Source organism: Simplicispira sp. GW247-4R2A (genome assembly GCF_059424465.1).
In genome coordinates this window covers 25,700-41,019 of sequence record NZ_JBWKZM010000028.1, presented here as the reverse complement: position 1 = coordinate 41,019, position 15,320 = coordinate 25,700, and the positions used below count along the sequence as shown (strand labels likewise).

Sequence of the window (15,320 nt, the reverse complement as noted above, 5' to 3'; positions counted from 1 at the left end):
GGACGCACGCGTGGACACTGTTTTGCTGCTCAAGGCGGCCATCATGGGGGTGGTCGAGGGCCTGACCGAGTTTCTGCCCATTTCTTCCACCGGCCACCTCATCCTGGCAGGCGCGCTGCTGGGCTTTGACGACGACAAGGCCAAGGTGTTCGACATTGCCATCCAGACCGGCGCCATCTTTGCTGTCATCCTGGTGTACTGGCAAAAGATCCGCGAAACCGTGGTCGCACTGCCCAGCTCGCGGCAGGCGCAGCGTTTTGCCCTCAACGTGTTCGTTGGCTTCCTGCCTGCGGTCGTGCTCGGCCTGGCGTTTGGCAAGGTGATCAAGGAGCATCTGTTCACGCCGCTGGTGGTGGCCAGCACCTTCATCCTGGGCGGTTTCATCATCCTGTGGGCCGAGCGGCGCGCGCCAGTGGCCACGCGGGTGGCCACGGTGGACGATATGACGCCGCTCGACGCCTTCAAGGTCGGGCTGGCGCAGTGCCTGGCGCTGGTGCCGGGCACCAGCCGCAGCGGTGCCACCATCATTGGCGGCATGCTCATGGGGCTCTCGCGCAAGGCGGCCACCGATTACTCGTTCTTTCTTGCCATGCCCACCTTGATTGGCGCGGGTGTCTACAGCCTGTACAAAGAGCGTGCGCTGCTGTCTGTGGGCGATGTGCCCCTGTTTGTGGTCGGGCTGGTGTTTTCCTTCGTCAGCGCCTGGATCTGTGTGCGCTGGCTGCTGCGCTACATCAGCAGCCACAGCTTCGTGCCCTTTGCCTGGTACCGCATTGCCTTTGGGTGTGTGGTAATGGCCACCTCTTTGGCTGGATGGGTGCGCTGGGACGCGGCATGATGCAGGCCATGCGCCCATTCCTCTTTCCCCATGCCACAGCACTCGCTTTCGTCGCGACGCTTCTGGTTCCTTGCGCAGCATGGGCTGCGCCGGCTGATGCGGCCCAGGCATCGCCCGCCGCAAAAGACCCAGGCTATACTTGGGCGTTGGGGCTGGCGGCGTCCAATGGACCCGACTACGCAGGGAGTAGCAAGCGCGGCAATAGCCTGCGCCCGGTCATCGGCGTGGACATTGGGCGCTACACCCTCAGCAGCGGTGGCGGCGGCTCGCTGCTCGATTTCGACTTGGAGCCGCGCTTCACTGGCTTGAGCGCGCGGCTGTTCGATGCCGAGCGCTTTCACCTGAGTGCAGGCTTGCGCATCGGCGGTGGCCGTACCCCTGACGCCGATTCGCCGATCTACGGCCTGCCCGATGTGCGCCGCACGCTGCTGGCGCGCCTGTCAGCAGCCTGGATGCTGACGCCAGAGTTCAGTCTGCGCAGCTCGCTTAACCAGGACTTGCTGGGTCGCAGGGGTGGAACCACGGTGCAGACGACGCTGCAGTATGGGTGGCAGGTGACGCCGCGCACCGAAATTGGCCTGGCCGCCGGTTTCACCCTGGCCGACGCGATTTACCTGCGCAGCTACTTTGGCGTACCCGCCGACGTGGCCTTGGTGCGTACGCCGTTCCCTGCCTATTCGCCCGGCGCAGGCGTGATGAGCACCGACTTGGGGCTAGAAGTCAAGAGCGCGATTACCGACCGGTGGATCGTGTTTGGCGGCGTGCGCCTGAGCCAACTGCGCAGCGATGCGCGCAACAGCCCGATCGTGGTCAAGCCGAACAACTATGGGGTGACGGTGGGACTTGCCTACCGCTGCTGCCATTAGCGGACCGATCCTGCAGCCACGCTCTCCAGATTGAGCAGCGCCGCTTCCACCGCAGCCGCCGTGATGAGCGGCTGCTCCATGGGAAAGAGGTGGGTGCCGTCCAGCATCGAGATGCGCCCCTCGGTCACGCGCGCCGTCAGCGCCATGCCTACCTGCTGCATTTCGACCGAGGCAAGGCCGCCAACGAAGGCCGCCGGGCAGCGCAGCGGGTGCTTGCGCAAGAGCGCAACCAGGTTGTGCGGCAGTGTGTTGTAGATGGCGGTCTCCACGTCCCGGTCGAAGCGCAGCGCGCGCTGGCCGTCTTCGTCCTGCAGCCCGTGGGTGATGTAGTCGGCGAGCACCTGAGGGTGCCAGCGGGCAAATGCCTTCTTGCGGGCGAAGTGCTGCAGAGCTTCCTCATCGCTGGCCCAGTGCTTGCGGCGGCGGCTGCTGACCCGTCCGGGCGAAACCGTTCCCACCATCTGCGTGCGCTTGGCGACGTTGACCGCGTTGGCGCGCCAGCCGCTGATGAGAGGGGAGTCAAGCATGAGCACTCCGCGCGCGATTTGCGGGTGCAGGGCGGCGGTCATCGCGCTGACGATGCCACCAAGCGAATGCCCGACCAGAAACACCGGCCCGCCGTGCTTGGCCACCGCATCGGCTGCGAAATCCGCCAGCTGCTGCACCAGGTGCGGCCAGTTGCTGGTGACGGGGTAGCGCGGGTCGTGGCCAAAGCGGTCGATGGCGCTCAGCGTGAAGCCGCGCTCACGCAGATGCTGAAAAAGCAGGCTGTAGGTGCCGCCTGGGAAGCTGTTGCCGTGCGAGAAAACGATAGGGGTCATGAGAGGAGGCGCGTTGCGTGGGCGAGCGGGTGCAGTGCGCCATGAGAGCGTGAGGGGCGCAAGTGTAGTGGCCTGTACTTGCGGGTGATGCCTCTATCATGAAGCGGTGTCTGCTCGTTTTCTGGGGTCCACCATGCCTGATGTGAATCCATGCGCACTGCGCGACCGTAGGCCGTACGGCATCCACCACCGCTGGCGCGCAGTCGTCTGCGGCGCAGCGCTCACCGCACTGGTGGCCTGTGGCGGTGGCCACGATGATGGGCCCGTGGCCGTGCAGCCGCCGATCCCGGCCAACCCGGCGGGGCGGGGTGAGCTCAAGGCCAGCAGTCCCTTGGGCAGTATTGCCCCGGCCGCAATCGCCGACGCGCTCGCCCTTGACAAGACGCAGGTGCAGGGTGTCGTGCCGCGCTATGCCGTGGCCTCCTGGCGGCTGGAATACACGACACTGGACGCCGACGGCCACGAGGTGCGTGCCTCCGGCCTCATCAGCGTGCCGCAAAAGCCTGCCGGCAGCACCAGTCCCGTGCTCAGCTACCAGCACGGCACCATTTTTCATGACGCCGAGGCGCCCAGCAACCATGCCGCGCCGAACGAGGTGGCGGTGGTGCTGGCCTCTCTGGGCTACGTGGTGGTGGCGCCCGACTACGTGGGGTTTGGTGTTTCGCGCGGCACGCCGCACCCCTATTTGCTGGCGGCGCCCACGGCAGCGGCGGTCAACGATTTCCTCACGGCGGCAACCTACTGGCGTGCCGCCAATGGGGTGCAGGACAACGGCCAGCTCTTCCTCACCGGCTATTCGGAGGGCGGCTACGCCACCATGGCAGCGCACCGCGACCTGCAGGCCAGCGGCTCGCCGCAGCTGGCCCAGTTGCGTATGGCAGTGCTCGGCGCCGGGCCCTACGACGTGCAGACCACGCTCGATAGCCTGATTGCTGTGGTGAGTGCCAAGCAGCCGCTTCTGGGGGCCCTGATCAACCCGGGTTTTCTGCGCTACCTGGGCAGCAGCGTGCAGAGCGAAGTGCGCCGCGCCGTGCTGAGCCAGCTGATCCCGGGCGATGCCGACGTGGTCTACGACACGCGCTTCCTCGACAGCTTTTTTGCTGACGACTCACGTGCCATTGCCCAGGACAGCAGCGTCTACGACTGGCGCCCGCAGGTGCCGGTGGCGCTGTTCCATGGCCGGGACGACCAGACCGTGCCCTATGCCAGCTCAGTGAACACCCTGCAAGCCATGCAAAAGAGGGGCGCGGGCGATCTGGTGTCGCTGACCGATTGCCAAGCCACTCCGGCTGGCCACATTCCCTGCGTGCCGCCGTTTGTGGAATTCATGCTGGGGCGCGTTGGGGCTGTGGCGCAGGGCCTGTAGCTTTCAGAACGTGTTTACGATCTCCCAGAGGCCGCGCAGCGGTCTTTGCGGGATGGGATGCAAGGCGCGGTGGGCGGCCAATAGCCCCGCTATTGGCAAGCGCCGCAACGCAGCAGACCGCCCGCAAAGACCACTGCCCAAAGGGTTGGAGCGAAATCGGGCGATTGGACGCCCCGGCTGCTTGCATGGGCATGAGCCCATGCGGCGCATCCGAAGCATCCACTCATCCCGATTTCGCTCCAACGCGGCTCCTGCGAGATCGTGAACACGTTCTCAGTTGCTGGCTGCCTGCAAGGCGGCGTCCACCGTCTTTTGTGCCTCGGCCAGAATCTGCGCCAGGTGCTGGGCCCCGCGAAAACTCTCGCCGTAGATTTTGTAGATGTCTTCGGTGCCCGAGGGCCGTGCGGCATACCAGCCGCTAGGGGCACTCACCTTGATGCCGCCGATGGCGGCGCCGTTGCCGGGGGCCTGGGTGCACACGGAGGTGATGGGTTCCCCCGCCAGCGTGGTGGTGGTGATCTGGCTTGCCGAAAGTGCGGCCAGCGCCTGCTTCTGCTGCGCGTTTGCCGGTGCTTCCACGCGGTCTGCGGCAGGCTCACCCAAGTCTTTGGTCAAGGCACCGTACAAGCGGCCAGGGTCGCTGCCGGTGACGGCGGTGATCTCGGCGGCCAGCAGGGCGGCGGCAATGCCGTCCTTGTCTGTCGTCCACGCCGTCCCGTCGCGGCGCAAAAAGGCCGCGCCGGCGCTCTCTTCGCCGGCAAACCCCAGGCGGCCGTCCAGTAAACCTTGCGAGAACCACTTGAAGCCCACGGGCACGTCGAAGACCGCGCGCTTGAGCCGGGCGGCCACGCGCTCGATCAGCGCGGTGGTCACCACCGTCTTGCCCACCGCCGCGTGTGCGCCCCATTTCGGACGGTGGCGAAAGAGGTAGTCGACCACTACGGAGAGGTAATGGTTGGGCGCCAGCAAGCCCGCGCCGGGCGTGACGATGCCGTGCCGGTCGTGGTCGGTGTCGCAGGCAAAACCGACGTCGAACCGGTCTTTGGCGGCAATGAGCCGTTGCATGGCGAAACGCGACGACGGGTCCATGCGGATCTGCCCGTCCCAGTCCAGCGCCATGAAAGCGAACTGTGGGTCCACCACCTCGCTCAGCACGGTGAGATCGAGCCGCCAGCGCTCGGCAATCGCCGGCCAGTAGTGCACGCCGGCACCGCCCAGCGGGTCCACCCCCAAACGCAGCCCCGAGCCGCGAATGGCCTCCATGTCGATGGCGTGGTCGAGGTCGTCCACGTAGTGGCGCAGAAAATCGTGGCGGCGCGTGGTACTGGCCCGCAGCGCCTGTGCAAGCGGCATGCGACGTACGCCTTGCAGGCCTTGCTCCAGATAGCGGTTCGCAGCCGCGCCGATAGCCTGGGTGATGTCCGAACCGGCCGGGCCGCCATGCGGTGGGTTGTACTTGAAGCCCCCGTCCCTTGGCGGGTTGTGCGAGGGTGTAACGACGATGCCATCAGCTTGCCCTGCGCTGGTGTTGGAGTGAGTATTGCGGTTGTGCACAAGGATGGCGTGCGAAACGGCCGGGGTCGGGGTGAACTCTCCACCCGGCGCCAGCATCACGTCCACGCTATTGGCGGCAAGCACTTCGAGCGCGCTGTCGCAGGCGGGCTTGGAGAGCGCGTGGGTGTCGATACCCAGGAACAGCGGCCCGGCAATGCCCTGCGCGCGGCGGTGGTCGCAAATGGCCTGGGTGATGGCCAGAACATGCCATTCGTTGAACGACACGTCGAACGCCGAGCCACGGTGGCCCGAAGTGCCAAACGCCACGCGCTGTGCGGCCACGCTGGGGTCGGGGCGCTCGGAAAAATAGGCCGCCAGCAGCTGGTCCACGTCGATCAGCACGGACGTCGGTGCGCTCTGGCCGGCAAAAGGGCTTTGGTGCGGGTTCATGGCTCAGGCCTTCGCTTGGTGGCGGCGCAGTTGCTCTTGCGCAGCGCGCACCACGTGGGCGGCGTCGAAACCAAAATGGGCCAGTACGTCCTTGCCGGGTGCCGACGTGCCAAACGAGTGCATGGCCAAAATGGCGCCATGGCGGCCCACATAACGCTCCCAGCCCAAGCCGGAGGCAGCTTCTACCGAGACGCGCGCCTGCACCGCGTCGGGCAGCACGCGCTCCTGGTAGGCCGCGTCCTGGCGATCGAACAACTCCCACGACGGCATGCTGACCACCCTGGCGCGAACGCCATCTTTTTTAAGTTGCTCGTACGCAGCGATGCACAGCGCCACTTCGCTGCCGGTGGCCAGCAGCAGCACCTCGGGCGATCCCCCCTCGCAATCGGCCAGCACGTAGGCGCCATGGGCCACGCCTGCTGCGCTGGCGTACTGCGTGCGGTCCAGTGTGGGCAAGGCTTGGCGCGTGAGCACCAGGCTAGTGGGGCCATCGGTGCTCTGCATGGCAATCCGCCAGGCCTCCACCGTCTCGTTGGCGTCGGCCGGGCGCAGCACGCGCATGCCGGGCATCGCGCGCAGCGAGGCGAGCTGCTCGATGGGCTGGTGGGTGGGGCCGTCTTCGCCCAGCGCAATGGAGTCGTGCGTCCAGACGTAGGTGACGGGCAGGCCCATCATGGCGGCCAGACGCATCGCACCGCGTGCGTAGTCGGTGAAAATCAGAAAACCCGCCCCAAACGGCCGCAGCCCGGCGAGCGCCATGCCGCTCACGGCGGCGCACATGGCGTGCTCGCGGATGCCGAAATGGAAGTTGCGTCCGGCAAAACTGCGAGCGTCGGCTTTCGCGCGTTCGCCGTCGTCTGCCAGCGGACCAGGCTCGAAGACACCCGCAAAATCGAAGGTCAGCACGGTTTTGGTGGACGGCGCCAGGTCGGCCGCGCCGCCCAGCACCCAGGGTACCTGCCTGGCGATGGCGTTCTGCACCTTGCCTGCCGCGTCGCGGGTGGAGACCCCCTTGGCACTGGCTTCAAAGCTGGGCAATGGCGCGTCCCAGCCTTCGGGCAGCGTGCCCGCCTGCATGTGGGCAATTTGCTGCGCCAAGTCTGGGTATTGCACCTGGTATTTTTGGTAAAGCGATTCCCAGGTGGCATGCGCCTTTGCTCCACGCTGGCCGAAGTGCGCCTTGAAGTGCTGGGGCACAACGCTGGGCACCAGAAATTTTGCGTCCGGATCCCAACCATAAAACTCCTTGGTCAGCCGCACTTCGTCTTCGCCCAGCGGCTCGCCGTGGGCCTCTTTCTCGTCCTGCTTGTGCGGCGCGCCATAGCCGATGTGGCTTTGCACGACGATCAGCGTCGGCAGGCTCGGCTGCAAGGCAAAGGTCTGGAGATGGGCAGACAGCTGCTCAATGGCGTTGGCATCTGCTACGTGCAGCACGCGCCAGCCATAGGCCTCGAAGCGCGCGCCCACGTCTTCGGTGAACGTGATGCCCGTCGCGCCTTCGATGCTGATGTGGTTGCTGTCGTAGATCCAGCACAGGTTGGCGAGCTGCAGATGGCCGGCCAGCGAAGCCGCCTCGGCGCTGACGCCTTCCATCATGTCGCCGTCGCTTGCCAGGGCATACACCTTGTGGTCGAACAGCGTGAAACCGGGGCGGTTGTAGGTCGCGGCCAGCCAGGCCTCTGCAATCGCCATGCCGACCGACGTGGCTACGCCCTGGCCCAGCGGGCCGGTGGTGGTTTCCACCCCGGTGGCCCAACCGTGCTCGGGGTGGCCGGTGCAGCGGCTGCCCAATTGGCGAAAGCTCTTGATCTCGTCGAGCGTGACCGCTTGGCCCAGCGAACCGCGTGCATCGCCGCCGCTGCCGGGCTTGACGTCGCCCAGGAACAGCAGGCCGTAGAGCAGGGCGCAGGCGTGGCCGCACGAGAGCACGAAGCGGTCGCGGTTGGGCCAGGCCGGCGCGTGCGGATCGTAGTTGAGGAAGCGCTGCCACAGGCAGTAGGCCGTGGGCGCCGCGCCCATGGGCGTGCCGGGGTGGCCGGATTCGGCCTGTTGCACCATGTCGATGGCCAGGGTGCGCAGCGTGTTGATGCACAACTGGTCCAGCTCCGTGGCGGGGGCCGTGGCGGTTGTGGTGTCCATGGTGTCGCGTTCACTCATCCCATCTCCTTGCGCAGTTGGCGGTAACGGCGCATCAGCGCGTTGGTAGAGCTGTCGTGCGCCAGTTGCGGCGCATCAACGGCGGCGAGCTCTTTTGCCGTGGTGCCCGCCAGCACCTTGCCCAGTTCCACGCCCCACTGGTCGAACGGGTCGATGTTCCAGACCACGCCCTGCGTGAACACGCAGTGCTCGTACAGCGCCACCAACGCGCCGAGCGAGTGCGGGCTCAAGCGCTCGGCCAGCAAGCTGCTGCTGGGGCGGTTGCCTTCGAACGTGCGGTGCGGCGCAACGCTGGGGTCTGCGCCTTCGCCGAGTACCTGCTGCAAAGTCTTGCCGAAGGCCAGCGCCTCGGTCTGCGCAAAGAAGTTCGCCATCAGCAGGTTGTGCTGGCTGTCGCTGCCACTGGCGTCTGGCTCCAGCGGGTTGAGCGTCTGGCAAAAACCGATGAAGTCGCAGGGCACGATGGGCGTGCCTTGGTGCAGCAGTTGGTAGAACGAGTGCTGGCCGTTGGTGCCCGGCTCGCCCCACACAATGGCGGAGGTGGCGTAGTTCACCCTCGCACCGGCCAGCGTCATGTGCTTGCCGTTGCTTTCCATCGTGAGCTGCTGCAGGTAAGCCGGGAAACGGCTCAGGTACTGCGCATAAGGCAGCACGGCTTGTGTCTGCGCCCCCAAGAAATTGGTGTTCCACACCGCCAACAGGCCCATCAGCACCGGCAGGTTCTGCGCCAGCGGGGTATTTTTGAAATGCTCGTCCATGGCGCGAAAGCCGGCCAGCATGTCGCCAAACTGCACCGGCCCAATGACCACCATAAGCGAGAGGCCAATGGCCGAATCCATGGAGTAGCGCCCGCCCACCCAGTCCCAGAACCCGAACATGTGTTCCGGCGCAATGCCGAACTTGGCGACCCCCTGGGCGTTGGTGGACACGGCCACGAAGTGCCTGGTCACCGCCGCGTCGCTGCCCAGTTGCGCCACGCACCAGGCACGCGCGGCGTGCGCGTTGGTCAGCGTTTCCAGCGTGGTGAAGGTCTTGGAGCAGACGATGAACAGCGTCTCGCCCGCGTCCAGGTCGCGCGTGGCCTCGACCAGTGCTGTCGCGTCCACATTGGAGACAAAGCGGCATTGCAGATCGCGCTGGCTGTAGTGGCGCAGCGCCTCGTACGCCATCACCGGCCCCAGATCGGAGCCGCCAATGCCGATGTTGATGACGGTGCGAATGCGCTTGCCGCTGTGGCCGCGCCACGCGCCGCTGCGCACGGCGTCGGCAAACGCTGCCATGCGGCGCAGCATGGCGTGCACCTCGGGCACGACATCGACGCCGTCCACCAAAATCTGCGTGCCCGTGGGCGCGCGCAAGGCCGTGTGCAGGGCTGCGCGGTGCTCGGTGGTGTTGATGGCGTCGCCGCGAAACATGGCGGCAATGCGCTCGCTCACGCCGCATTGCTCGGCTAGCTGGAGCAGCAGGCGCAGGGTGTCGTCCGTGATGCGCTGCTTCGAGTAATCAAGGTACCAGCCGGCAGCCTCTGCGCTCAGGCGCTCACCCCGGCCGGGGTCGCTGGCAAACAGCTCGTGCAGGTGCTGCCCGCGGTGCTGCTCGTGGTGGGCGGTGAGGGCCTGCCACGCCGACAAGCTTGTCAGTTTTGGCGGTGTGCGCGGTGCGTTGAAATCGGTCATGGGTCGGTCTTCGCAGAGGAAGGCGTGGCTTTGTTGGCAAGGTTGTCCAGCAGCTTGGCCCAGGACTGCGAAAACGACTCCGCGCCTTCGCGCTGCAATTGCTCAGCCAGCGCGTCGATGTCGATGCCCGCCTCGCGGCATTGGGCGATGGTGGCGTCGCCGCCATTGCCATCGCCCTGCAGGCTTGGCCGCACCTTGCCGTGGTCAGAAAACGCAAACAGCGTTTTTTCTGGCAGGGTATTGATGGTGTCGGGCGCGGCCAGTGCCTCGACGTACAGCGTGTCGGGCGCCGCAGGGTCTTTCGTACCGGTGCTTGCCCACAGCAGGCGCTGCACATGCGCGCCAGCGGCGGCGAGGCGGTGCCAGCGCGGCAAGGCCAGCAGCTCGCGGTAGGCGCGGTAGGTCTGCGCGGCGACCGCGATACCCAGGCGGTTGTGCAGCGCGCCCGGCAGCCGCTTGTTGGCGGCCACGTCCCAGCGGCTGACAAAGAGCGAGGCGACCGAATTCACCTTGGCGTCCAGCCCCGCGGCCACGCGCCGCTCGATGCCGCGCAGATACGCTTCGGCCGCCGCCTGGTACTGCGCCGCCGAAAACAGCAGCGTGACGTTGACCGGCACGCCAGCAAAGATGGATTCTTCTATGGCCACCACGCCCTCGGGCGTGCCGGGAATCTTGATGTACAGGTTCGGCCGGTCGGCCAGCTGGTGCAGGTGCACCGCCGCCGCAACCGTGCCCTTGGCGTTGTGCGCCAGCAGCGGCGAGACCTCCAGCGACACCCAGCCGTCCACACCACCCGTGGCCTCGAACACCGGGCGGAACAGGTCTGCGGCGCGGCGCAGGTCGGCAATGGCCAGGTCGAAGAACAGCGCTTCGCCCGCCTGGCCCTTGGACGTGCCGTGCGCGATGGCCTCGTCGTACGCGTCCGAGGTGCCGATGGCGTGCTCGAAGATGGTCGGGTTCGAGGTCAGCCCGGTAATCGAATATTGCGTGATGTACCGGGCCAGCGCGCCGCTGTCGAGCAGCGGGCGGGTGATGTTGTCGAGCCACAGGCTCTGGCCGAGCGCGTGGAGTTGTTGCGTGGCTTTCATGGGGTGTCCTTTGCGGGAGGGGACAGCACACTGGGGTTGTGCCAGCCGCCGTGCGCTGTCATCAGCGCATCGGCTGCGGCGGGGCCCCAACTGCCTTGTGGGTAGGGTGTGGCGGGCATGTGCTCGGTGAGCACCGGGTCCACCACGCGCCAGGCGGCTTCAATGGCGCCTTCGCTGGCGAACAAGGCGGGGTCGCCCGCCATGGCGTCGCCCAACAGGCGCTCATAGGGGCTTTGCTCGCCGGCGTCTTCTTCGGTCAGTACCAGTTCCTTTTGTTCGCCGGTAAACGCTTTGCCGACGCGTTTGACGCGTGCTGCCAGGGCAATTACCGAATGGGGCGAGAGGCGAAAGCGCAGGTGGTTCACCTCGTCTCCGCCCGCGCCGGCATCGTCAAACAGCCGCACCGGTGGGGGTTCGAGCTGCACCAGCACTTCGCAGGCGGTGGTGGGGAGGCATTTGCCCGAGCGCAGGAACCAGGGCACGCCGGCCCAGCGCCAGGAGTCGATGGACAGGCGCAGCGCGCAGAACGTCTCCACATCGGAGTCGCCCGCCACCTGCGCCTCATCACGGTAGCCCTGGTACTGGCCGCGCACCAGGTCTTCGGGCCGCAAGGGCCGCATGGCGTTCAAAACCTGGAACTTCTCGGCCTCCACCGCGCTGAAGTGCTGGCCGCCCGGCGGCTCCATGGCCAGCAGGGCGACGATTTGCAGCAAATGGTTTTGCACCACGTCGCGCAGGCACCCGGCGCTTTCATAAAAACCGCCCCGGCCCTGCACGCCAAAATCTTCGGCCAGGGTGATCTGCACGCTTTTGACGTGCTGGCGGTTCCACAGCGGCTCCAGGAACGCGTTGGCAAAGCGGAAGTAGAGCAAATTCATGATCGCTTCCTTGCCCAGGAAGTGGTCGATGCGAAAGATGGCGTTGTCGGCAAACACTTCCCGCGCCACCTGGTTGAGCGCGCGCGCCGAAGCCAGATCGCGGCCAAAGGGTTTCTCAATGATGACGCGGGCGTCCTGTGCCAGGCCCGCAGCGCCGAGGCTGCGGATCACCACCGGGAACAGCGCGGGCGGAATGGCGAGGTAGTGCGCCGGCCGCCGGGCGGTGCCCAGGGCTGCTTTCAGCGCGCCGAAGGTGGCGCTGTCCTGGTAGTTGCCGCTGACGTACTGCAACTGCGCGAGGAAGCTGTCGAGCTTGCCACCCGCTGCCGCTGCACCAGAGGCCTGCACGCTGGCGCGTGCGCGCGTGCGAAATTCCTCCTGGCTCCAGGGCGACGAGGCCACGCCGATGACGGGCACGTTCAGGTCGCCCCGCAGGTGCAGTGCATAGAGCGCCGGCAGAACTTTCTTGTGCGCCAGGTCGCCCGTGGCGCCAAACACCACCAGGGCGTCGGAGCGGGCAGGTGGCTGCGTGCCGTTGTGCACCATGTCAACCCCCGCTCGTGGGTGCGGGGCCGGATTTTTCCGCATGCCCGCCAAACTCGTGCCGCATGGCCGATTGCACGCGGTTGGCAAAGTCGGCCTCGCCGCGTGAGCCAAAGCGCGCATAGAGCGCAGCGCTCAGCACGGGGGCCGGCACGGCGGCGTCAATCGCAGCCTGCACCGTCCAGCGGCCTTCGCCGGAATCGGACACGCGGCCGGCAAAGTTGTCGAGCTGGGGGTCGGCGGCCAGCGCCTCGGCGGTCAAATCGAGCAGCCACGAGCCGATCACGCTGCCGCGTCGCCACAGCTCGGTGATCTCGGGAAGGTCCAACTCATACTGGTAGCGCTCGGGGTGGCGCAGCGGCGTGGTTTCGGCATCGACTTCGTGCTGGAGCTTGCCCACATTGGCGTGGTGCAGGATGTTCAGCCCCTCGGCGTAGGCGGCCATGATTCCGTATTCAATGCCGTTGTGCACCATCTTCACAAAGTGCCCCGCGCCGTGCGGGCCGCAGTGCAGCCAGCCGCGCTCTGCGGTGCCGCTGCCCGCCTTGCGGCCGGGGGTAGGGGCCAGCGCACCGGCGCCCGGCGCGAGCGTCTCGAAAATCGGCGCCAATGGGGCGACGGCCTCGTCCTTGCCGCCCACCATCTGGCAGTAGCCGCGCGTGAGGCCCGCCACGCCGCCGCTGGTGCCCACGTCGAGGTAGTGGATGCCCTTGGCCTCCAGCGCGGCGGCGCGGCGCAGGTCGTCGTGGTAGTACGAATTGCCGCCGTCGATGACGGTATCGCCGGGGCTGAGCAGCGGCACCAGACCGTCCAGTACGCCATCGACCACGGCGGCCGGCACCATCAGCCAGATGGCGCGGGGCAGGGTGAGGGCAGCGACGAAATCTTGCAGCGTGGTGCTGCCCGTGGCGCCCAGGGCTACCAGCCGCTGGACGGCGTCGGCACTCTGGTCGTGCACCACCAAGGCGTGCCCGCCGCGCAGCAAACGGGTGCTCATGCTGGCCCCCATGCGTCCCAAACCAATCATTCCCAGTTGCATGCCATCGTCCTGTTCTTCCGCGTCGACTGGTGGTTTTCTGCGCGTTCGCGGCTGTCGTCGGCACGGGAAGGTGGGCAGGCACACGGGCAGCACCCGAGCGTTTCGCGGTCCGGGCGCAGCCACGATGCTAGACCTTGCGCCGGGGCAAGGCTGTCGGCGAAGACCGACAGTGGCGTTTCGCAGGCGCCGTGGGTGCCACGCCGGTCACTGTTCCCAGAACGCTTCGATCAGCGCGCCCTGGGCATCGAGCAGCCACCATTCGATCACCACGCTGCGCGGCCCCAGCCCCAGAATGCCCAGCGCGCCGCGCGGCGCCGAGCGGCGCGGGCAGCGCCAGAGCTGGTCGCCGGGCTGCGCGATGGCGAGCACCGCCTGGCGCACGCTGGCGGGCACTTCGGGGGCGTGCACGTCCACGGGCCGGTCTTCGCCGTCGCCGCTGTTGTTGGGTGTGTCCGGGTGTGGCGGCATGGCATTCCGTTTCTCAATCAGGCGCACGCAGCGGCGCTGCGCGCCAGGTTCAGCGCCAGCAGGCGGCGCAGGATTTCGTCGTCAGGCATGCCGCCCGTGTAGTCGCGCCAGCCATAGGCCGCTGCCACGGCGGCGTCGAGCCAGGCGGGGCGCTGGTTGTAGAGCTGGGTGAGCGTGCGCTTGGCCCGCTCTTTCTCGAACCCCGCCTTGGCCACGGTGCGGTCGGGGTAGGGCGATGCGGCCAGGCCCAGCGGCACCACTTCGGGCACGCGCTCTGTCCATTCGGGCGGGTTCAGCCAGGCTTCGCGCAGGGCGTTCAGGCGCTGCGCGGCCTGGGCGATGGCGGTGGCGTGCTGCCGCAATACTATTGTTTCGATAGCTTGTTGCGCTTGTCCCATATGCGCTAGAGGCCGATCTGGCTCTAAATTTTCACTGCTGGTGTTTACAGGCGCGGCGCCGGGCAAATCGGCTGGAATCAGCGCGCCGCCCGCCACCGCCTCAGTGCGCTGGTGCGCGGTGTCGGCTGGCGTGAGGCCGGCGGGGAAGGGGAATGGACGAAAGCAGACGTTTGTGTTGTAGCCTGGGCGAGTTTCCAGCGTACTTCCCATCGCCAGAGACCAGACGACATGCATGCGGGACGACAAAATCCCGAACGTCGTGTCATCTGCTCTTGCAATCACTACTAGACGATGTTCAGCCCAGGCGCCTGAATGCAGCCAGACAAAAAATCGGTGTTTAGCTCTTTCCACGGTGGCAATGACCCGTGGCAACGATGCGATGGCCTTGCGTAGCCCCGGTCTGCTTTCGCCATGTCTAAACCACCACTTGCTTCGACTTGCCCTATTGTTCAACTGGCGGATAGGCAAGACGGTGGCTTGTACATGAGCAAAAGGCAATTCGTAAAGATCGGCCTCTTCCTCTGTCATCCTATTGCCGAAATCAATGGCCCAACGGTCTACTGATCGCTCGGTGATGTCTTTCCCGTTCCGGATCGGAATCAAAACGTTCGAATTTGGTTGTCCATTTGGGTTGGGCATACGTAACCATTTTCGGGCGTCAGTCGCTGGAATGGTGAAGGGTCCTGCCAAACATAGGCCAAAGAATGACGCATCATCATTCTCTGAAAGTGGTGCCGCCTTTGTGAGATCCAGACTGCCATCTCCATCGGATTGCGGGCGAAGGTTCGCGAATATGCCCCCTACTTCCTGCCCGTCCAAACGAGGTTGTTGTGCCGACCTTCCGAAGCAAACCAGGGAAACGTTCAGATTGGCGCCCTCGTTCACCCAAGGCTCATCGCTCCATGCTTCAAAAATGGGCACTTCCTGCACCAACCGTATAAGCACTTCCCTATTCTTCGACTGACGAATCGAGTTGGTCGCCACCAGCCCGGCGCGCTGCAACTCCCCGGCGGCGATCTGCGCGCGGGCCTTGTCGAACCAGTAGCACACCAGGTCGGCGCCACCGGGCACGCGGCCAGCGTAGGTGGCGCGCAGGGCGGCGGTATAGGCGTCGCCCAGCTCGGCGCGCATCTTCTTGTCGCCCAGAAACGGCGGGTTGCCGATGACCACGTCGGCGCGGGGCCAGGGGGCTTCGTGGGGTTTGGGAGTTGTGCCCTGTGGTCCGGGTTTGGGGTCTG

Annotated in this window: 12 protein-coding genes; 3 read left to right on the top strand and 9 right to left on the bottom strand. The window is 66.3% G+C overall.

Annotated elements, in window-relative coordinates:
• Nucleotides 1-10: 10 nt before the first annotated feature.
• A complete protein-coding gene (locus AC07ZH_RS16715) occupies nt 11-838 on the top strand; it encodes an undecaprenyl-diphosphate phosphatase (protein ID WP_495200625.1) in 828 nt (275 codons plus the stop codon).
• Nucleotides 839-846: 8 nt separating this feature from the next.
• On the top strand, nt 847-1,704 hold the full coding sequence (locus AC07ZH_RS16710) for a MipA/OmpV family protein (protein WP_495200624.1): 858 nt from the start codon (nt 847-849) through the stop codon (nt 1,702-1,704).
• On the opposite strand, the gene AC07ZH_RS16705 is transcribed toward AC07ZH_RS16710, so the two are convergent.
• On the bottom strand, nt 1,701-2,525 hold the full coding sequence (locus AC07ZH_RS16705; protein WP_495200623.1) for an alpha/beta fold hydrolase: 825 nt from the start codon (nt 2,523-2,525) through the stop codon (nt 1,701-1,703). The genes AC07ZH_RS16710 and AC07ZH_RS16705 overlap by 4 nt on opposite strands.
• A gap of 133 nt (nt 2,526-2,658) precedes the next feature.
• On the opposite strand from AC07ZH_RS16705, the gene AC07ZH_RS16700 reads away from it, so the two are divergent.
• Complete coding sequence (locus AC07ZH_RS16700) at nt 2,659-3,891, top strand: alpha/beta hydrolase family protein (RefSeq protein ID WP_495200622.1); 1,233 nt, start codon at nt 2,659-2,661, stop codon at nt 3,889-3,891.
• 273 nt (nt 3,892-4,164) lie between these two features.
• Here the strand turns inward: AC07ZH_RS16700 and pgm are convergent, their stop codons facing one another.
• The 8 genes from pgm to AC07ZH_RS16660 form a co-directional block, all read right to left on the bottom strand.
• On the bottom strand, nt 4,165-5,835 hold the full coding sequence (pgm, locus tag AC07ZH_RS16695) for a phosphoglucomutase (alpha-D-glucose-1,6-bisphosphate-dependent) (RefSeq protein ID WP_495200621.1): 1,671 nt from the start codon (nt 5,833-5,835) through the stop codon (nt 4,165-4,167).
• 3 nt (nt 5,836-5,838) lie between these two features.
• Nucleotides 5,839-7,992, bottom strand: a complete 2,154-nt coding sequence (gene tkt / locus AC07ZH_RS16690; RefSeq protein WP_495200620.1) for a transketolase — start codon at nt 7,990-7,992, stop codon at nt 5,839-5,841.
• Nucleotides 7,989-9,668, bottom strand: a complete 1,680-nt coding sequence (gene pgi, locus AC07ZH_RS16685; RefSeq protein WP_495200619.1) for a glucose-6-phosphate isomerase — start codon at nt 9,666-9,668, stop codon at nt 7,989-7,991. The genes tkt and pgi overlap by 4 nt, the downstream gene beginning before the upstream one ends.
• Nucleotides 9,665-10,756, bottom strand: coding sequence for a transaldolase (gene tal / locus AC07ZH_RS16680; RefSeq protein ID WP_495200618.1), 1,092 nt, complete (start codon nt 10,754-10,756; stop codon nt 9,665-9,667). The genes pgi and tal overlap by 4 nt, the downstream gene beginning before the upstream one ends.
• A complete protein-coding gene (gene zwf / locus AC07ZH_RS16675) occupies nt 10,753-12,180 on the bottom strand; it encodes a glucose-6-phosphate dehydrogenase (RefSeq protein ID WP_495200617.1) in 1,428 nt (475 codons plus the stop codon). The genes tal and zwf overlap by 4 nt, the downstream gene beginning before the upstream one ends.
• 1 nt (nt 12,181) lies before the next feature.
• Nucleotides 12,182-13,216 (bottom strand): phosphogluconate dehydrogenase (NAD(+)-dependent, decarboxylating), encoded by a 1,035-nt coding sequence (gene gnd / locus AC07ZH_RS16670; RefSeq protein WP_495200616.1) that lies wholly within the window; start codon nt 13,214-13,216, stop codon nt 12,182-12,184.
• A gap of 204 nt (nt 13,217-13,420) precedes the next feature.
• Entirely contained in the window at nt 13,421-13,684 is a 264-nt protein-coding gene (locus AC07ZH_RS16665) for a hypothetical protein (RefSeq protein WP_495200615.1), read from the bottom strand.
• A 17-nt stretch (nt 13,685-13,701) separates the two neighbouring features.
• Nucleotides 13,702-15,252, bottom strand: a complete 1,551-nt coding sequence (locus AC07ZH_RS16660) for a type IIL restriction-modification enzyme MmeI (RefSeq protein ID WP_495200614.1) — start codon at nt 15,250-15,252, stop codon at nt 13,702-13,704.
• Nucleotides 15,253-15,320 lie beyond the last annotated feature (68 nt).